This window comes from Mesorhizobium sp. USDA 4775, assembly GCF_054062655.1.
Map to the genome: position 1 here is coordinate 52,769 of NZ_JBSSFM010000002.1, position 19,139 is coordinate 71,907.

General features: G+C 61.5%; 12 protein-coding genes and 7 pseudogenes. 6 read left to right on the plus strand and 13 right to left on the minus strand.

Translation table 11 applies throughout. The annotated features are described in order from the left end of the window. Positions 1–13: 13 nt before the first annotated feature. The 3 genes and pseudogenes from istB to ACVILI_RS32045 all read right to left on the minus strand — a co-directional run. Positions 14–829 (minus strand): IS21-like element helper ATPase IstB, encoded by an 816-nt coding sequence (istB, locus tag ACVILI_RS32035; protein ID WP_284278837.1) that lies wholly within the window; start codon positions 827–829, stop codon positions 14–16. Next, on the minus strand, positions 826–2,340 hold the full coding sequence (istA, locus tag ACVILI_RS32040) for an IS21 family transposase (RefSeq protein ID WP_457102398.1): 1,515 nt from the start codon (positions 2,338–2,340) through the stop codon (positions 826–828). Before istA ends, istB begins: the two co-directional genes overlap by 4 nt. A 178-nt stretch (positions 2,341–2,518) precedes the next feature. After that, positions 2,519–3,040, minus strand: a pseudogene (locus ACVILI_RS32045) (helix-turn-helix domain-containing protein); the annotation flags it as partial. Positions 3,041–3,205: 165 nt separating this feature from the next. Here ACVILI_RS32045 and ACVILI_RS32050 point away from each other — a divergent pair. The 4 genes and pseudogenes from ACVILI_RS32050 to ACVILI_RS32065 form a co-directional block, all read left to right on the plus strand. After that, positions 3,206–3,556 (plus strand): transposase, encoded by a 351-nt coding sequence (locus ACVILI_RS32050; protein ID WP_038654724.1) that lies wholly within the window; start codon positions 3,206–3,208, stop codon positions 3,554–3,556. Next, positions 3,556–3,921, plus strand: a complete 366-nt coding sequence (locus ACVILI_RS32055; RefSeq protein WP_148307453.1) for an IS3 family transposase — start codon at positions 3,556–3,558, stop codon at positions 3,919–3,921. Before ACVILI_RS32050 ends, ACVILI_RS32055 begins: the two co-directional genes overlap by 1 nt. 136 nt (positions 3,922–4,057) lie before the next feature. After that, positions 4,058–5,326, plus strand: coding sequence for an IS256 family transposase (locus tag ACVILI_RS32060; RefSeq protein WP_457102496.1), 1,269 nt, complete (start codon positions 4,058–4,060; stop codon positions 5,324–5,326). Between the two features lie 37 nt (positions 5,327–5,363). Beyond that, a pseudogene (locus tag ACVILI_RS32065) lies at positions 5,364–5,534 on the plus strand (DDE-type integrase/transposase/recombinase); the annotation flags it as partial. 210 nt (positions 5,535–5,744) lie between these two features. On the opposite strand, the gene ACVILI_RS32070 reads toward ACVILI_RS32065, so the two are convergent. From ACVILI_RS32070 to ACVILI_RS32095, 6 genes and pseudogenes are all read right to left on the minus strand, one after another. Next, positions 5,745–6,275 (minus strand): SAVED domain-containing protein, encoded by a 531-nt coding sequence (locus tag ACVILI_RS32070; protein WP_051726968.1) that lies wholly within the window; start codon positions 6,273–6,275, stop codon positions 5,745–5,747. Positions 6,276–6,636: 361 nt separating this feature from the next. Beyond that, a pseudogene (locus tag ACVILI_RS32075) lies at positions 6,637–7,978 on the minus strand (IS5 family transposase). A gap of 206 nt (positions 7,979–8,184) precedes the next feature. Continuing rightward, a pseudogene (locus ACVILI_RS32080) lies at positions 8,185–9,452 on the minus strand (IS256 family transposase). A gap of 65 nt (positions 9,453–9,517) precedes the next feature. Beyond that, the gene (locus ACVILI_RS32085; protein WP_051726969.1) at positions 9,518–9,787 is read right to left on the minus strand and encodes an alpha/beta fold hydrolase; all 270 of its coding nucleotides are present in this window, start codon (positions 9,785–9,787) and stop codon (positions 9,518–9,520) included. A 138-nt stretch (positions 9,788–9,925) separates the two neighbouring features. Continuing rightward, positions 9,926–11,116: a YbfB/YjiJ family MFS transporter gene (locus ACVILI_RS32090; RefSeq protein ID WP_084791822.1), complete on the minus strand. Its 1,191-nt coding sequence runs from the start codon at positions 11,114–11,116 to the stop codon at positions 9,926–9,928. After that, positions 11,109–12,002: a LysR family transcriptional regulator gene (locus ACVILI_RS32095; RefSeq protein WP_038654498.1), complete on the minus strand. Its 894-nt coding sequence runs from the start codon at positions 12,000–12,002 to the stop codon at positions 11,109–11,111. Before ACVILI_RS32095 ends, ACVILI_RS32090 begins: the two co-directional genes overlap by 8 nt. Positions 12,003–12,247: 245 nt before the next feature. Here ACVILI_RS32095 and ACVILI_RS32100 point away from each other — a divergent pair, with 245 nt between their 5' ends. Beyond that, complete coding sequence (locus tag ACVILI_RS32100; protein ID WP_457102758.1) at positions 12,248–13,330, plus strand: NAD(P)H-dependent flavin oxidoreductase; 1,083 nt, start codon at positions 12,248–12,250, stop codon at positions 13,328–13,330. A gap of 14 nt (positions 13,331–13,344) precedes the next feature. On the opposite strand, the pseudogene ACVILI_RS32105 reads toward ACVILI_RS32100, so the two are convergent. Next, positions 13,345–13,907: pseudogene (locus ACVILI_RS32105) on the minus strand (DDE-type integrase/transposase/recombinase); the annotation flags it as partial. A gap of 168 nt (positions 13,908–14,075) precedes the next feature. Here ACVILI_RS32105 and ACVILI_RS32110 point away from each other — a divergent pair. Then, positions 14,076–15,093: pseudogene (locus tag ACVILI_RS32110) on the plus strand (IS3 family transposase); the annotation flags it as partial. 6 nt (positions 15,094–15,099) lie between these two features. Here ACVILI_RS32110 and ACVILI_RS32115 read toward each other — a convergent pair. The 3 genes and pseudogenes from ACVILI_RS32115 to ACVILI_RS32125 all read right to left on the minus strand — a co-directional run bounded on the left by ACVILI_RS32115 (position 15,100) and on the right by ACVILI_RS32125 (position 19,125). Continuing rightward, positions 15,100–17,193: a recombinase family protein gene (locus ACVILI_RS32115; protein ID WP_240565466.1), complete on the minus strand. Its 2,094-nt coding sequence runs from the start codon at positions 17,191–17,193 to the stop codon at positions 15,100–15,102. Beyond that, positions 17,183–17,383 carry a hypothetical protein gene (locus ACVILI_RS32120; protein WP_038654504.1) on the minus strand — a complete coding sequence of 67 codons (201 nt, stop codon included), beginning with the start codon at positions 17,381–17,383 and terminating at the stop codon, positions 17,183–17,185. The genes ACVILI_RS32115 and ACVILI_RS32120 overlap by 11 nt, the downstream gene beginning before the upstream one ends. Positions 17,384–17,999: 616 nt before the next feature. Beyond that, a pseudogene (locus tag ACVILI_RS32125) lies at positions 18,000–19,125 on the minus strand (IS3 family transposase). Between the last annotated feature and the right edge of the window lie 14 nt (positions 19,126–19,139).

Sequence of the window (19,139 nt, forward strand, 5' to 3'; positions counted from 1 at the left end):
TTGTCGCGGCGCGTCAATCAGCGACGCTGTTGGCGGGTGTGGCATAGGACGCGGGGCGTCCCGGGCCACGCTTTCGCTCCATGGCCTCGCGGCGCCTGTAGCTCTCGACATTCATCTCGAAGATGGTGGCGTGATGGACGAGGCGGTCGACCGCGGCGAGCGTCATGGCGGGGTCGGGGAAGACCTTGCCCCATTCGCCGAACGGCTGGTTGGCGGTGATGAGCATTGAGCGCCGCTCGTAGCGGGCGCTGATGAGCTCGAACAGCACGCTGGTCTCGGCCTGGTCCTTGGTGACGTAGGCGAGATCATCGAGGATCAGGAGATGGAACTTGTCGAGCTTGGCCAGAGCGCTCTCGAGCGCCAGGTCTCGCCGTGCCGTCTGAAGCTTCTGGACGAGGTCGGTTGTTCTGGTGAAGAGCACCCGCCAGCCATTCTCGATGAGCGCAAGGCCGATGGCTGAAGCGAGATGGCTTTTGCCGCCGCCGGGCGGGCCGAACAGAAGCAGGTTCGCCCCCTTCTCCAGCCAGCTGTCGCCGGCGGTGATCGCCATCACCTGGGCCTTGGAGATCATCGGCACGGCCTCGAACGCGAAGGTGTCGAGGGTCTTGCCCGGCAGGAGGCGGGCCTCGGCGAGGTGGCGTTCGATGCGGCGGCGGTCGCGTTCGGCCAGTTCATGCTCGGTGATCGCGGCGAGAAAGCGGGCGGCGGGCCAGCCTTCCTTGTCGGCCTGTTCGGCGAATTGCGGCCACATGAGCTTGATGGCCGGCAAGCGCAGTTCGTTGAGGAGCAGGCTGAGCTTGGCGGTATCGACAGTGGTGTTGGTCTTCATGCCGCGTCTCCCGTCAGGCTGGCGCCGAGCAGGGCTTCATAGGCATTGAGCGGCGCAAGGCGCACGACGACATTCGGCAGCCGGGAGGGATCGGGGGCGAAGCGTTCCCGCAAGGCGGCCATGTCGGGCAATCGGCGCGCCTGCAGCGCGGCATCCAGTTGGTCGGCCAGTTCGCTCTCGCAGGCGCGCTCGTGAGCCATGGCGAGAAGATCCACCATGATGCGGCAGGCCTGCCGCTCCGGCAGCCGCTCCATGAGCATGTCGAAGGTGTGCCGATACGCCTCGCGCGGAAAGAGCTGGTCGCGATAGACCAGGTTCAACAGCGCCATCGGCTTGCGACGCAGCGAATGGATGACATGCCGGTAATTGACGACCTGATCGTGTTTGCCCGATGGAGAGGCACGTCCGCGCGGCAGCGTCACGAGAAGGGTGCCGCCGATGAAGATGTCCAGTCGATCGTCGAAAAGGCGCACCCTGAGCCGGTGGCCGATCAGGCGCGAGGGCACGGTGTAGAACACCTTGCGCAGCGTGAAGCCGCCCGATGAGGTGACGCGCACGGTGACCTCCTCGTAGTCGGATGTGCGCCGGACGGGCAGTTCCTGGAGCTCGGCGCGCTCGATGTCGATGCGCTTGGAATTGCGGGCGTTCATGCGGCTGACGATCTCGTCGACGAAGCGGCGGTAGCAGACCAGATCGCCGAAATCGCTCGATCCTCTCATCAGAGCCGCGTCGTCGATCGCCCGCTTGAGATGGCCGTGCGGGCCTTCGATGGAGCCGTTCTCATGCGCGATGCCGCGATTGTTGCGGGAAGGGGTCATGCCGTAGTGGCCGCACAGTTCGTCGTAGCGGCGCGTCAGGTCCGCCCGGGCGTCCTTGTCCAGGTTGCGGAATGCCGGCGAGAGGCTGTCGCTGCGATGCTCGCGGGGAGCCCCGCCGAGCGACCACAGCGCGTTCTGCAGGCCTTCCGCCAGGGCGACGAAGCTCTCGCCGCCGAGCACGACATGAGCGTGCTCGAAGCCGGAATAGGCGAGCCGGAAATGATAGAGCCGGTGGTCGAGCGGCTGGCCGGCGATCGTGATGCCGGCTTTACCCATGTCGGTGAAATCCGACAGGCCGAGGCGGCCGGCCTCATGCACCTGTCGGAAGATGACCTCCTGCTCCACGCCGTGGACGGCGCGCCAGGAGCGGACGCGCCGCTCCAGCGTGCGGCGAACGCCGTTGCCCAGATCGGGGTGGCGGCGCAGCATCTCCTCGAAGATAGCTATCGCGCGAATGCCGGGCGCGGCTTGCAGCATCGGCACGACCTCGGTCTGAAAAATATCGGCAAGCGGGTCGGCACGGCGTCGTTCCCGCGGCGCCTTCTTCTGCGAGGGCAGCCTCGAATCCTTCTCGATGCGATAGGCCGTGGCCGTGCTGATCGACGCCTTTGCCGCCGCGACGGCTGTCGAATTGGTCTGACGGAACTTCATGTAGAGCCTCATCTGGTGATCGGTTACGTGGCGGCCGGGCACAAAGTGATTCCTCCAAATCGGAAAAACCACCGGCATACCCGGTCGACCGCGATCACCAGACAAACGCCCCCAAAAAGGCAGCGGCGCTGGCGGGTTGAAACTCCAGTCGGGCTACGCCCTCCCTGCGATCCAACCCGCCAGCATTCTCATCTTGATTGACGCAACGCTCGCACCTTCATTGTCGCGCCGCACGCGGATAGGCCCTGACGAACATCATGCGGCTGTGGCAGAGCCGGACATGGCGACCTTCACGGTCACCGTCACGTCGTTGATCAGGACGATCTCGTGACTCCAGTCGAACTGGTAGGCCTCGCCCGGCGCGAAGAACAGCGGCACATAAGGCGTCCGCCGTCGCCGACCCCTGCGCCTTCGCCCAGCTCTTCGCGTAGCGGCGGACGGCGTCATAGCCACCCTCGTAACCGAGGCTGCAAAGCTCTTCGTAAATCCGGATCAGTGTCAGTTGGTCGCGTGCCGCCTTGCCACGGTTGCCATTCAAAAACCCGTCAAGCTGATCCTGCCACGGACCGATCTTCGGCTTGGGCTGCCGCTCGCGTTCGTAGGAGAACGATGTCTCATCGGACCTGAGTATCTTGCGGACCGTGTTGCGCGACACATGCAGCTCGCGGCAAATCCGCTTGAGCGACCAACCTTGCACATGGAATGCGCGCCGAACTCGGGCAATCGTATCCACCGACTTCATCCCCACACCACCCGCTCGCCACGACGAGCTGATGGTCGCAAATCAAAGCATCAGGGGGGCAAAAATTGGACGCCGATTCCCCGGCTTATGGAGTGCGCCCCTCGGAGCGGACAGATTGACTAAGCAGAGTTGACCTGGAAGCCGGGTTTTCGAAGGATGGAAGCCATGACTGCTCATCGCGCGCACAACATCGAATTCAAACGTCAGGTAGTGCAAGAGTTCCTCTCCGGCGAGACGCTGCATGGTCTCGCCAGGCGGCACAAACTAGCGCGTAACCTGATCCGTATCTGGGTCCAGAAATACGAGGCCGGCGCCTTCGACGAGGATGTGGTGGCGGCCGAAACAATGCAGACCTATGAGGCGCGGATCGCCGCGCTGGAGCGGCTGGTAGGCAGGCAAGCCTTGGAAATCGGGTTTCTAAAGGGGGCTCTGAAAAGCGCACCACGTCCCAGAAACGGGGCTACATCCGTGATCACCGGCCCCGCGGTGTCTGCATCGCTGAAGGATGCCGGCTGATGGGGATCGCGCGATCAACCTACTACGATCAGCCTGAAACCGCCGTGGATGACACGGCGCTCGTCGAGACGATGGGTGAGATCTCCGACAGCTTCGAAGCCTACGGCTATCGCCGCATGCAGGCGGCACTGCGGCAGCGCGGCATCGTCGTGAACCACAAGAAGGTCAGACGGTTGATGCGCGAGCATGATCTGCAGCCCAGGATCAGGCGACGCTTCATCGCCACCACGGACAGCGATCATGAATGGCCGATCTTCCCGAACCTGGCGAAGGACGTGACACTCGACGGCCCGAACCCGCTTTGGGTAAGCGACATAACCTATTGGCGATTGCGGCCGGCTTCGTCTACGTCGCGGTCATTTTAGATGCCTGGTCACACAAGGTCGTTGGTTACGACCATGGGAGCTATGGCGGAAAATGGGTGATGACGGTTTGAGAAGGGCGGCGTATCGAGGCGGGTGATTGAAGCCTGCCAGAACCTCTCAAGGAGAGCGATACGCCATGAACGAGACTATCAACATTGTTCGCCTTCGTCAGCCCGACGAGATCGATGATCCCCTGACGGATGTGCTCCGCACCGGCGCGCGCAAATTGCTGGCGCAGGCGATCGAGATGGAGGCCGAAGCGTTTCTTGCCGAGATGCGGGATCTGAAGCTGCCGGACGGACGTGAGCGGCTGGTCCGGCACGGTCGCGGCCCGGAGCGGAGCATCCAGACGGGGATCGGGCCGGTGCCCGTCAGCCGGGTGAAGGTCCGGGACCGCGGCGCGACCGGCGAAGCGGACCGGGTCCGGTTTTCCTCATCGATCCTACCCAAATGGGCGCGTCGGACGCGAAGTCTGGACGCGCTGCTTCCCGTTCTTTACCTGCGCGGCGTTTCGACGGGCGACTTTCAGGAAGCTCTGGCAGCCCTGCTCGGCAAGGAGGCAGCGAACCTCTCACCCTCGGTGATCACGCGGCTGACGGCAGAGTGGACCACCGAATACGAGCGTTGGCAAAAGCGCGATCTTTCGGCGCGCCATTATGTCTATGTGTGGGCGGACGGGGTCTATCTCCAGGCGCGCATGGAAGACCATGCCGAATGCATGCTGGTGCTGATCGGCGCCACGCCTGAGGGCAAAAAAGAACTCGTCGGCTTCCAGACAGGGATTCGTGAGAGTGCGCAGAGCTGGCGCGAGCTGCTGGTCGACGTGAAGCGTCGTGGCCTGCAAATCGCGCCCGATCTTGCCGTCGGCGACGGCGCGCTTGGCTTCTGGAGCGCGCTCGATGAGGTCCTTCCCGGCACCAAGCACCAGCGGTGCTGGGTGCACAAGACAGCCAACGTGCTCAACAAGGTGCCGAACTCAATGCAGGCCGGCATGAAGACAGATCTGCGCGAAATCTTTTCCGCCCCGAACCGAGCCTCAGCCGAGACGGCGATTGCCGTCTTTGTCGAGAAATATGATGCGAAATACGGCAAGGCGGTCGACTGCCTGACCAAAGATCAGAATGCCTTGCTGGCGTTCTACGATTTCCCCGCCGAACATTGGGATCATCTGCGGACATCGAATCCCATCGAGAGCGTTTTTGCCACCGTTCGCCATCGCACGGTGCGCACGAAAGGCTCCCTATCATCGAAGACCGCAAGGCTGATGGTCTTCAAACTGGTCATGGCCGCCGCCAGGACATGGCGACGATTGAAAGGACAAAATCAGTTGCCGAAACTCATCGCAGGTGCCAGATTCCAAGATGGAATCGAGGTCATCGAATTGAAGCCGCAGAGCGCCGCTTGATCAGCCTCGTCACCCAAATTCCAGCATAGCTCCGACCATGGGCCGGTCGATCGACGTTCGCTTGACCGTTGCAGCATTGAAGGCGGCAATCGAACGGCGAAAGCCACCGCCGGGCTGCGTCCATCACTCGGACCGAGGCGCCCAATATGCCGCACGCCTCTACCGCAATCTTCTCGCCGAGCACGATCTTATCGGATCGATGCGGCGGCGTGGCAATCCCTACGATAATGCCAAAGCGGAAAGCTTCATGAAGACGATGAAGGTCGAAGCCGTCTATCCGATGGCCTATGAAACCTTCACCGACGTCGCTGAGGACCTTCCCGCTTCATTAATGAGGTTTACAACACCCGCCGATTGCACTCAGCGCTCGGCTATCTCAGCCCGCAACAGTTCGAAGACCAACACGCCCGGAAGATGGTCAAAACTGCCGCTTGATCCTGTCCGCTCCGAGGGGCGCACTCCACTTGGGGCTGCGCAACAACTGCCGGACGTCTGCAGTCGCGATGTCAGAGATCAGACGTCCCAGTTCGATCAGGAGCGGGATCGGCGCCAATCCAAATACTGCCAGGCGACGGATTTCCTGCCACTCCATCCGCCCTCGGACTTTCTCGGCGAAGCCGGCCCGCAAGTTGCGGACGTGGACGCGCCAGAAGTCCGGTTCGTGATCGGGCAGATCGAGCGTCGAGAGATCGAGATCAATCCAACCATGGTCAAGGGGATAGCGATCCGGGATCATCGACCATTTGAGGTCGCCTTTGGCCACGGGGGATTCGTTGGTCCCGATACTCGCAGCGTATCGAATGACGTGACTGCCCAGATCCTCGTCGATGGCTGTGACCGTCCGGATCCGGTCTTCGTGGCGGCGCTTCATCGCCATCAGCACATCCGCGGGATGCTCGGCGACCATCTCGCGATCGAAAACGCGATGATGGCGGTCGCAGACCAACATCAGGTTGTCGGGCTCTTGGGCAAAATTGGGTGAGAGAACCGAACCGCCTCGCGGGCCGCCCTCTGTGTCCGCAATGATGTGCCCGATATAGGCCGAGTTAGCGTTGGCAGCTCCCTACACCTCGTCGCCGATGAGCAGGGCATTGCATCCCGCATACTGACACCGTCCCGCAGCGCGGCCCCATACGATGTTCTTGACTTTGTCCGGTAGCGCCCGCCGGCGACCGCGGCGCGGCTCTGCGGGACCTGATCTTCCATCTCGGGTTCTGCAACCACACGCATGGTTTCGTCTCAGAGTTGATTCACGATTCGTTCGGCCTGGCATTTCGCGGCAAGCATGAGCCCACCGCGAAACCCCTTGTTTATCGCTCAGCGCCAGTGGCACCGAGTGGGGAATTACGTGACCCCGACGGGGGGGAAGTATCCGGTTTCGCGGCTGAAGCATCAAGCGCCAGCAGGATGAGCGCACGCCAAAGCGCCAGCGTGGCGAGGATGAGGCGCAGATTGTGGCCTGCGGCCACGAGCAGCGCATTGATGGCGTCGCCAACATGGCCGAGAAAGAAGTTCCCGTCCAGCCGCCCATCGGTTTTCATATGACCGATGGTGGCCTCGATGGCCGACCGTCGCTTCAGTTCCCGCTTCATGGTTGCCGTCAGGCCGCGCCGATGGCCGGCGATCATCACCGAGCCCGAGCCTTTGTAGTCGTGGCCGCGATAGCCCTTGTCGACATAGATGCGGTCCGGTTCGACGCCGCCAATCTCCACCGCCTGATCGACGGTCGCGGCGAGCGTATGACCGTCATACGGATTACCTTCGAAGGATTTGGCGGCCAGCACGAGGCCTTCCCGGTTCGTCGTTGCGATCCCGACCTTGCAGCCAAACTCGTAGGGCGTACGGGCTTTGCCTTTCGAGATGCAGATCATCTCGGGCGCATGCAGTGAATAGAGCTTGTTCTTGTCTTTCGGCTTCTGGACCAGCAGCCGCTCGACCAGCCCGAGCAATCGAGCAAACCTGACCTCGAGTTCACCATTGCCGGCGATCTTGCGGCTGATGTCGAGGAACACACGTCCGAGATAGGTGCGCAGGCGCTTCAGTTCGCGTCGCATCCGGCAGAATTGCCGGGCGTGGGCATAGCGGCCGGCGCGAACCGCCGCGGCCTTGGCCAGTCGAGCGTGGCTCTGCCTGAGCACGACGCCATGCCGCTTCGCCTGGCGAACCAGTATCTGGATGGCCTTCAGGTAAAGCCGGCTGTCGGTCGGATGGGCGATCGCCCTCGGCTGCACCGTGGTGTCGATGGTGATCCGCTCCAGCGAGTTCGGCTTGGCCGTCCCGGTGTCAAGTGCAACCTCGACGCTCGCCTTCAGCATTTCCTCAAGCCCCTCCGGCCCGACCCGCTTGCGCCAGCGCGTCATCGTGCTGGCGTCGATCGGCGCCTCGTGCTGGAAGAACTCCAAGCCGCAGAAATACTGCCAGTAGGCATTCTCCAGCCAGCGTTCCACCACCTCCTCGTCCGACACGTCATGGCCGTGCTTGAGGTAATGCAGCCCGACCATCAACCGCGTCGGCTTGGCCGGCCTGCCGACCGGACGGTAGAAGCGGCCCAACGCCTCATCGAACCGTGCCCATCGCATCAGACCCGACGATCGCGTCCAGACGTTCGCGGAAGAGGTCATTCCTGTTGCGTGTCGGACGGGATGGCAGCATCGTTAAAACACCAGAAAGGGACAGGATCAGATTCGATTTCTGGCATTTTCCAATACTTCAAACCTTGGGAATCCCTGCAGCACAAGGCTTCAACCTATTTTTCAGGCCGAACCAATTAGCGCCGAGGCCCTCGCGATAAGCGTTGGCGTTTTGGATGATGAGCGCGCCTTCACCGAGCTATGCTGGAATTTGGGTGACGAGGCTGATCAAGCGGCGCTCTGCGGCTTCAATTCGATGACCTCGATTCCATCTTGGAATCTGGCACCTGCGATGAGTTTCGGCAACTGATTTTGTCCTTTCAATCGTCGCCATGTCCTGGCGGCGGCCATGACCAGTTTGAAGACCATCAGCCTTGCGGTCTTCGATGATAGGGAGCCTTTCGTGCGCACCGTGCGATGGCGAACGGTGGCAAAAACGCTCTCGATGGGATTCGATGTCCGCAGATGATCCCAATGTTCGGCGGGGAAATCGTAGAACGCCAGCAAGGCATTCTGATCTTTGGTCAGGCAGTCGACCGCCTTGCCGTATTTCGCATCATATTTCTCGACAAAGACGGCAATCGCCGTCTCGGCTGAGGCTCGGTTCGGGGCGGAAAAGATTTCGCGCAGATCTGTCTTCATGCCGGCCTGCATTGAGTTCGCACCTTGTTGAGCACGTTGGCTGTCTTGTGCACCCAGCACCGCTGGTGCTTGGTGCCGGGAAGGACCTCATCGAGCGCGCTCCAGAAGCCAAGCGCGCCGTCGCCGACGGCAAGATCGGGCGCGATTTGCAGGCCACGACGCTTCACGTCGACCAGCAGCTCGCGCCAGCTCTGCGCACTCTCACGAATCCCTGTCTGGAAGCCGACGAGTTCTTTTTTGCCCTCAGGCGTGGCGCCGATCAGCACCAGCATGCATTCGGCATGGTCTTCCATGCGCGCCTGGAGATAGACCCCGTCCGCCCACACATAGACATAATGGCGCGCCGAAAGATCGCGCTTTTGCCAACGCTCGTATTCGGTGGTCCACTCTGCCGTCAGCCGCGTGATCACCGAGGGTGAGAGGTTCGCTGCCTCCTTGCCGAGCAGGGCTGCCAGAGCTTCCTGAAAGTCGCCCGTCGAAACGCCGCGCAGGTAAAGAACGGGAAGCAGCGCGTCCAGACTTCGCGTCCGACGCGCCCATTTGGGTAGGATCGATGAGGAAAACCGGACCCGGTCCGCTTCGCCGGTCGCGCCGCGGTCCCGGACCTTCACCCGGCTGACGGGCACCGGCCCGATCCCCGTCTGGATGCTCCGCTCCGGGCCGCGACCGTGCCGGACCAGCCGCTCACGTCCGTCCGGCAGCTTCAGATCCCGCATCTCGGCAAGAAACGCTTCGGCCTCCATCTCGATCGCCTGCGCCAGCAATTTGCGCGCGCCGGTGCGGAGCACATCCGTCAGGGGATCATCGATCTCGTCGGGCTGACGAAGGCGAACAATGTTGATAGTCTCGTTCATGGCGTATCGCTCTCCTTGAGAGGTTCTGGCAGGCTTCAATCACCCGCCTCGATACGCCGCCCTTCTCAAACCGTCATCACCCATTTTCCGCCATAGCTCGCCTTCACCTGGTCGGGACGGCTGAGCGCCATGCGGAACCCGACCGGGCCGCCATAGTCCTGCATGAAGAGCGCGTAGCTGTCGATCTTTAAATATGCGAGCAAGGCGCTGATGGACGCGGCTAATGCGTCAAAGGTGTAGCTGTAGCGATCTCGGGACGGCGCTTCGATGTGACCGAAGCCGGGATAGTCGGGCGCGATGACGTGATAAGTGTCCGCGAGCAGCGGGATCAGCAAAGTACATGCGCGAGGACGAAGGGAAGCCATGGAGGAGCACGATGGTAGGGGCGTCGGTGGGGCCGGCCGGCCGATAGAAGGCATCCAGTCCATCTACTTTGGCCTGGCGATAGGTATTCGATACTGAAGTGAAGGTCGTCACGGTGCTGTACTACTCCGTGGCGAAGGTGCCGGTTCATCGAGGTGCGTAGGGCTCCTGCTAAAGCAGAGTGCGCCAGCGACCAGCAGAGCCAATGTCGCGATGACAAGCGAGGCATCGAAGGAGGCGGTCCGGAGGTAGAGAGCGTTAGCCATCAGAGGACCGATGACCTGTCCCACTCCATATGCGGCGGTCATGATCGCAAGCATGTTGAAGTGAACTTTCCCTGACAGTTTGCGAGCTGCGGGCATCGCAATTGTCACTGTCCCCATAAAGGTCCCGCCGACAAGCAACGCGCTGACGATGTAGGCTGCGGGCGTGTGGAGAACCGGCAAGAGGACACCCGTGGCTTGAACGACCAAGTTCAACATGAGGCTGCGGTGGGTCCCCCACCTTTGATCCAGAGCATGCCACAAAAAGCAAGATGGCACGGCCCCTAGGCCGAACATCGCCCAAATATGCACTGGGTCGAATGAGGCACCCGCGCTGCGCACGAGAAGAGGCAGATAGGTCGCAGTGATGATATAGCCCAGGCCCGCGAGCCCGTAAATCAGGATGAGCCTCGTTGCGCCGAGCATAATTGGGTTTTGTTCTTCTGAGGCAAGTTGCGATTGAACTTGATGAGGTTTTGAGCCATCTGCCCGACCCTGCATCGCAACGGATATGATTGTCACAGCGAGCGCCGCGGCAGCGAGGGCAAACCAGATCGTGTAGCTCGACAGAGAGGTCAGACGGCCTACGGCGATTATCTCAGCCGAAACGACAATACCGAGACCTACCCCCGAGTAAAGCGCCGGAGCGCTTCTATGCTGTCTGTGATCATGTATGAGCCAATGCGAAGCGGCCACCATGGACATAGCACTGAAAAGGCCCGCAAATCCGCGGATCGTCACGACAAGCCATTCCGGCAAGGGAAACGCCAAAAGCCAAAGAGTGATAACTGTCATGAACGTTGCGAAGATGCACAGCTTGCGACTTGGGACACCCGAGAGCAGCGCGGTCAGCAGGGCGCCGATCAGATATCCGGCGTAGTTTGCCGACGCCGCATAAGAGCCGCCCCCAACCGTAATCTGCTGGTTGACGACCATCAGCGGATAGAGACCTGTGAAGGCGAAGCGGCCGAATCCCATGCCGATGACCAACACCAAGGCGGCCGCGACTGTGGCCTCGGTCGCAGCCTTCTCATGCATCGCCCTGATCCTTGATGTCCGAAAACGCCTCAAGCGTCTTGCGAAACTCGGAAAAGGCCGGCGTAGCGAAGCCCGGTCGACAAGCCAGATAGGTATCGACGGACATTAGCGGATGCTCTTGGACCGGTCCCAGATGCCGCATCAGGTCCACGACGCTGCGAGGAATAATGCTGACGCAGGAGCCTGCAGCCGTGCAGGCAAACATCGCGTGGTAGGATTTCACCTCCTGGACCGCAAAGCGCTCCTTGAGCGTGCCGAATCCAGTCAGCCATTCCTCGGCAAGCATGCGGTATGTGCAGCCTGGTGCAAAGGCGGCTAACGCCTTCGGCTTGATGTCACTCGCATCGCGCACGACGGGATGTTCGGGCGGCAATAGCAGCACCAGCTCCTCCCGAAAGATCGCAATCTTATCAAGCTCCGTCGGTGCGAGCCACCATTCTCCTGAAGGCACCGCAATGAGGGCGCAGTCAATCCGGTGTGCAAACAGCGCGTCGATGAGCTGCCGGGTAGGGGCCGTCGACAGGTCGATTATCACCTGAGGCCACTTCTTGTTGTAGGTGGCAAGTGGAATCGGAAGCCGGCTCGCCACTGTGCTCTCCATGGAGCCAACGCGTAAGGTGCCGATCGGCCCCGACGGATTGACGAGCTGCTGCGCCTCTTCGGCGAGATTCAGAATCCGATCGGCAAAGTCGAGGTAAGTCTGCCCTTCGTTCGTCAGCGTCATGCGCTTCTTGTCGCGTTGGAACAGCGGCACACCGATCTCGGCCTCGAGCTGCTGAATGCGAGTGGTGACGTTAGAAGGGACGCGGCCGAGCAATCCGGCAGCTCGGGTGATGCTTTGCTCGCGGGCGACGGTGCGGAACACCGCGAGAGCTGCGAGATCCATAGAAGATTCTCCATTGCAGAATTGTTTCGAGTATGTATTCTTCTTTTGTGAACGTTAGTCAATCAAAAATTCCGACCCAAGGCGGAGCCCGATCCTAGAAGCCATGACAACACTGGAGCCGATTCTGTCTGTGCGACGGCGCTCATTCGTCACTGACCTGATTCGGGCAGGCGCATCGCCGGACCACGCACATACGATTCTTCGGTCCGACCGACGAACTCTTGAGCTGCCGAGGAGAAGCATTCGTGCTGGATAAACTTGGAATGACACTACCGATCGTTCAGGCGCCGATGGCCGGGGTTTCGACCCCGGCATTGGCTGCCAAAGTCTCCAATGCCGGCGGGCTCGGCTCTATCGGTATTGGCGCGAGCGACGCAAATGGCGCGCGAACGATGGTCGAGGAACTGCGCGCAAGGACCGATCGCGCCTTTAACGTAAATGTGTTCGTGCATGGCTCGGCGAAAGTTGATCGCGAGCGTGAAGCGGCCTGGCTCGAATGGCTAGCGCCGGTCTTTCGCGAGTTTGGTGCCGAGGCTCCAAAGGAACTCCGCACGATCTACAAGAGCCTCAACGATGACCCTGAACGATTGTCGTTTCTGCTCGAAACAAAGCCACCCGCCGTCAGTCTGCATTTTGGCTTGCCGTCGACGGACGCGATCAGGGCGCTGAAGGCGGCTGGTATCATGCTCTTTGCGACCGCGACCAGCCTTGAAGAGGCCCGCAAGATCGAAGCGGCCGGCATCGATGTCATCGTGGCACAGGGAATCGAAGCCGGGGGGCATCGCGGCGTCTTCGACCCAGCCTCGCCCGATGACGGTCTCGGCACATTTGCATTGACGCGGCTGCTCGCTCGCCAAGCCAATCGGCCCGTCATCGCGGCGGGCGGTATCATGGATGGTGCAGGCATCGCAGTGGCACTTGATCTCGGTGCAGTTGCCGCGCAACTCGGGACGGCGTTTATCTCCTGCCCCGAGTCCGCCGCGGACGAGGCCTATCGCAAAGCCTTGACCGGACATGGCGCGTATCACACTCGCCTGACTTCGCTCATCTCCGGACGACCGGCACGGGCGCTCGCCAACCGTTTCACGGCGCTGCAGGAGACGCTCCTTGACCAGCTGCCGCCCGATTATCCGATCGCCTATGACGCTGCGAAGGCATTATACGCCGCAGCCAAGGCCAAGGGCGAACATGGTTTTGGTGCGCAATGGGCCGGGCAAGGCGCGCCGCTGTCGCGTGCGCTGCCAGCAGCTGAACTGATGGCTACGCTGGCACGCGAGTTGGCGAACGCGCCCCGTCCTTCCGCTGCTGAAGGGCGCCTGTCGATCTAACAGGACGCATCCTATTTGATAGTCGGGTTCATTCTCTCGACCTGGCCGTTGGTCCACGGGTGCCTGGCCTTGGTCGTGCGGTGCTCGATGTCGTTCCTGGCGCAGGCGTATTCGAAGGCGTGAGCGCGGAATATCTCGCCATTTGCTATTGCCTCCTTGATCAGCGGCACCGCCGAGCCACCGGCACCGGGGGTGGTGAACCGGATGCCATTGTCGGTAAGCACGGTGTGGATCTTGTAGGGCACGGCCGCGATCAACCGCAGTAGAAAGTCTCTTGATACGGCTGTGGGGGCTTCTCGTGCAACTCGACGAAGGCGAACTTCGAGGTGCGGTCGATAGCGACGAACATGTGCAGCTTGCCTTGCTCGGTCCTGACCTCGGCAATGTCGATGTGGAAGTAGCCGATCGGGTAGCTCTTGAATTTCCTCTTCGCCGGTTTGTCGCCCTCGACATCCGGGAGCCGGCCGATGCCATGGCGTTGCAGGCAGCGATGCAATGAAGACCGCGTCAGGTGCGGGATGGTCGCTTGAAGCGCATAGAGGCAGTCGTCGAGCGGCAGCAGCGTGTAGCGGCGGAAACCGCCCTTGCTCGTTCCGCAATCAGGGCAAATCCAATCATCGGACACGTCTTCCCAATGGGTGCCGGGCGGGATGCCCTCTTCTGGTGACGTGCCCCCGTTGAATTAGGCCATTCAGACTTGGAATTTTCCACTTATTATCCCTGTTGGGCAGAAGAGGAGAATTCGATGAAGGCCTCGAAGTTTTCGGAAGCGCAGATCGCCTTTGTTCTGAAGCAGGCGGAGGACGGGACGCCGATCGGTGCGGTCTGCCGCAAGGCAGGAATTTCGGACGCGACCTTCTACAATTGGCGCAAAAATATGCCGGTCTGATGCAGTCAGAGATGAAGCGGTTGCGGCAGCTCGAGGAGGAGAACGCCAAGCTGAAGCGGATTGTTGCCGACCTGTCGCTGGACGAGGCGATGCTTCAGGACGTGCTGTCAAAGAAGCTCTGAAGCCTGCCCGCAAGCGCACGCTTGTCGACACGATCAAGGCAGACTGGAAGGTTTCTATCCGGCGCGCATGTTCGGTGCTGAAGATTGACCGGTCGCTTTATGTCTACAAGTCCAGGCGCGGCGAGCAGGCCGAGTTGAAGCTGAAGATCAAAGACATCTGCCAGACACGGGTGCGTTACGGTTATCGTCGCGTTCATGTCCTGCTCAAGCGCGACGGGTGGCCCGTCAATCCGAAGCGAATCTATCGTCTTTACAAGGAGATGGACCAGCAACTCCGCAACAAGGTTCCCAAGCGTCGGGTAAAGGCGAAGCTGCGAGCCGACCGGACGGAGCTGACCCATTCCAATCACGTCTGGGCGATGGATTTCGTTCATGACCAGTTGGCCACCGGGCGCAAGATCCCTTTGTTGACGGTGGTCGATACCTCCTCGGGCTTCTCACCAGCAGTCGATGCACGCTTCAACTACCGGGGCGAGGACGTGGTCCAAACGCTCGAACGAGTATGCCGGCTAGTCGGTTATCCGGCGTCCATTCGTGTCGACAATGGCAGTGAATTCATCTCCCGAGATCTTGATCTGTGGGCCTACCACAAGGGTGTCGTGCTCGACTTCTCGCGCCCAGGCAAGCCGATGGACAACAGCTACATCGAGAGTTTCAACGGCAAGTTCCGGGCTGAGTGCCTGAACGCTCACTGGTTCATGAGCCTTGACGACGCGCGCTTGAAGATGGAGGATTGGCGTAGAGACTACAATCCTGTTTCATAACACCCATCTGTCTATGTTGTTGAATGGAATAGGCTTTGCTGATCTGGATGCGATCCTGCGGGGTATTTGGGGTTCTGTCGCGCGCGATGAACGATCTGCAGGGCATGCGGCGTTGCGAGTTCTGACCGGCTGAAGATCCACGGACCATCCGGCAGGGGATGAACGCCTTCGATCTCGCCTGTCTCGGCGGCGAGCCTGAGGGTCTTCGGGGCAACGCCGAGAAGGCGTGCGGCCTTGTTCAGGTTGAGCCACGGTTCGTTGCCCTCCGGCGCCGGCCGGAAGACCGGAATCTTGTGATGCGACCGGTGCGCGCGCCGTGACCCGTTCGCGCGTCCAGCGATTGCCATGCCCGGTCACCAGGCTGTTGCGGTTGAGAATGCCGGCAATCTGATCGTCGCTGGCGATCAGTACCAGTTGCCGCATGGCGGCGATGATGTCGGCGGAGGTGCTGGTGCGTTGTCCGCGGCGCCGCTTCGGCAAGCGCAGTTCAGTGTGAACCCCGCCGATCCAGTGGATCAGCAGCACGATCTCGGAGGCTTCATCATCAATATCGGCGATCACCTCCTGAATGACGGTACGCGCGATGCGCTTCTTGAGCCGCGCATCTGTCGTCGGTGCCGCCCAGACGCTGTGGAGGTTCGCGGCCAGCGCGCCAAGGTCCATCGTCAACACAGGCGACGGCTTCGCCCTTGCGGTATCATGTGTGGCGATCTTGCCCTCGATCTCGCCGACATGTGCGAGGGCACGGTTCCACCGCATCTCCAGTTCGGCAGCGACCAGCCGGTTCTCGGGGTCGGCCGCGTCATATTGCCGGAAAGCCCGGTCGGCGGCGTAGCGTGCAGCCTCCAGATCGCGACTGAGAGCGTCCCGAACCTGGTCGCGGCGATTGGCTGCCTGCGCTTCGGCCTCGGCGGCAGCCGCGACCGCGCCGGGCTCGACGACCCGCAGAAGGGCCTCTTCAATAGCGTCATCGACGCGAAGTCCGCCGAAGGCGATGCAGCGCGGTTCGCCATTGTCCAGCAGGCCCCGCCAGCAGGAATAGCGCGGGATGTTGTGCTTGATACCCGTGTATCGCACCGTGAGCTTGCGGCCGCAGCGGCGGCACCGGACAAGCCCGGCGAGCAATGCATCGCCATGCTTCGGTGCTCCGTGATGCCGGCCCGTTGGCACGTTGTCGCTCACCATTGTGCGGATTGCCTCCGCTCGTTCCCAACTGACGTAACCTTCATGGCTGCCCGGGATCAGAGCCAGCCATTCCTCCCGGGCTTGGCGACGAACGCCCGGCCGAGGGGCTGTCGATCCAAATCCCGGCGCGGCACGAGTCCTACCATAGGCATAGGCGCCGCCGTAGATCGGGTTCTCGATCATCCGGTGGATCGTGGCATAGCTGGGTCTGCGCCAGATGACATCGCCGTTGTTGCGCCTGGTGGGCAAATCCAGGCCATGCTCGAGGAACCACATCAAGGCCTGACGGGCGCTGCCGAGCGCGGCGACCTTGTCGAACACAAGGATGATCGCCTCTTGCACGCGGCGGTCGGGATCCTTCTCGAGCCGATCCCCGACCTTTACGAAGCCGACAGGTGCCGCGACCACGAGTTCGCCACGGCGTGCCTTCTCGTAGCGGGCCGAGAGCGACCGCTGGCGCAAGAGATCGAGTTCGTACTCGTTGAGGCTTCCCTTTAACCCCAGCAGCAGCCGGTCGTTGCCTTGGCGCGGCGCATAGACCGTCTCCTGGTCGACCAGCACGGTGTCGACGACGCGGCACATCTCGATGAGCTGCTGCCAGTCGCGGCTGTTGCGGGCAAACCGCGACACTTCCCGCGCCGCGACCGCACCGACTTTGCCGAGACAGACTTCCGCGACCATTCGGTCGAAACCGACGCGTGCGACGCCGCCGGCGGCGGACCGGCCGAGATCGTCATCGACCGTCTCGACGCGAGACCACCCAAGCGCCGTCAGGCGATCGCGCATCGCATATTGAAGCGTGCTGCTCTCGCGGTTGTGCAGGACCTGATGGGCCGACGACTGCCGCACGTACAGTATCGCCTTGCGCTCAAGATGGTGCGGCCTGATCTTCTCATGCATCATGATCCGCGCCCTCCTGTCGCCCGGCGCGATCGCCGCCGACGTGGTCGAGGATCAGACGCACCATCAGCTTCGTCACTGACCGACGCGTCTCGACAGGCAGCGCCTGCCATCGCGGCGCCTCCATCATCGTGTCGGTGTCGTTCAACCTGGAGAACAGATCGAACTGGTAAGTCGTGGGCTTGCGCGGCATGGACCTCTCCCCGATTCGAGTCGTGAGAGTCCGATGCTGCGCCGATCCTCTGAGATTGCGACGGCACGCCTGTGTCACGCAGAAACTCAGCCAAGGCGACAAGCACGGCAAGATCGACCTGCGCGGCAGCCGTGATGCGCCAGCTCATGCTAGCCGATCGGTCGAACATCCACGCCGGAACCTCCAGCCACCGGTCCGGCGCTTGGCCGGAAAGGCTGCAGCGGAAAACCGTCACATCACCCTTCTTGATCACTTCATGGGTATGGACCTGCAGCCCGGCCCACGGATGCCACGGGTAGCAAAGCTCGCGTTCAATCCCAGTCCCGTGGGTGTTAAGTCGTCGAGTTGTATAACGAGTTCCGGCCACACAGAGCGATCGGCAACAAGGTGCCGATTTCGCTGATGAACGGCTCATCGGCACCCCCGCCGAGCTGAGCTTTACCCCGGAAAATCCAGCTCCCGCTGGCCCAAAATCGGGGAGCACTTCAACCCACGCCGGAAACGAACTCAAAACTGGATAAAAACTGGAGGCAACGTCACCCTCTCAAAGAGCCGCGCCCTGGCTCGGTTTGTTTGGACAGGAATTCCCGATTTATAAGTGGAACACTGCCTCTGATTAGGCCGCCTCGGGAAGCGGTATCGGGGTGAAGTAGGCCTCATCTGGCGCTCTGCCGTCAAGGCTGGAATGCGGGCGTCCCCGATTGTAGAAATCGAGATATTTTCCGATCGACGCTCGCCCTTCGCGAACGCTGTCATAGGCCTTGAGATAGACCTCCTCATATTTCACCGACCGCCAGAGACGCTCGACGAAGACGTTGTCGCGCCAGGCGCCCTTGCCATCCATGCTGATCCTGATCTCCCGGTCGAGGAGGACCTTGGTGAAGTCATGGCTGGTGAACTGGCTGCCCTGATCGGAGTTGAAGATCTCGGGCTTGCCGTATGTCGCCAGCGCCTCCTCGAGGGCTTCAATGCAAAAGGCCGCATCCATGGTGATCGACAGCCGCCAGCTCAGTACCTTGCGCGTGAACCAGTCGACGACAGCAACCAGGTAGCAGAAGCCGCGGGCCATCGGGATATAGGTCAGGTCCGTCGCCCAGACCTGGTTGGGCCGCGTCACCGCCAGCTTGCCCAGCAAATACGGATAGATCTTGTGCCCGTCGCCCGGCTTCGAAGTGCGCGGCTTGCGGTAGAGCGCCTTGATTCCCATGCGCGTCATCAAGGTGCGCACATGCAGCCGACCCGTCTGTAGCCTTCGCGCTTCAAAAGCTTCTGCACCATGCGGCTGCCCGCGAACGGGTAATCCAGGTGCAATTCGTCGATGCGCCGCATCAGCTTCAGGTCTGCCGCCGATGTCGGCTTGGGTAGGGAGTAGACGCTGCCGCGGCTGATCCCCAGTTCGGCCGCCTGCTTGGCAATCGGCAGTTCATGTTCCCGGTCGATCATCGTCTTGCGCTCCCCGACCAGCCGGCCTTGCCGAGCGCCGAGCCTAAGAAATCATTGGCCAGCGTCAGCTCTCCGATCTTGGCATGGAGGGCCTTTATGTCCACCGTCGGCTCCGATTTCTCCGCGCCAAACACGTTCGAGGCCCCTTCCAGAAGCTGCTTTAGCCAATCCGTGATCTGGTTCGCATGCACATCATACTGCTGCGCCAGCTCGGCCAGCGTCTTTTCTCCCTTGATCGCCGCAAGCGCAACTTTCGCCTTGAAAGCCGGGCTGTGGTTCCGGCGTGGTCGTCTGATCATTCGTCATTCTCCTG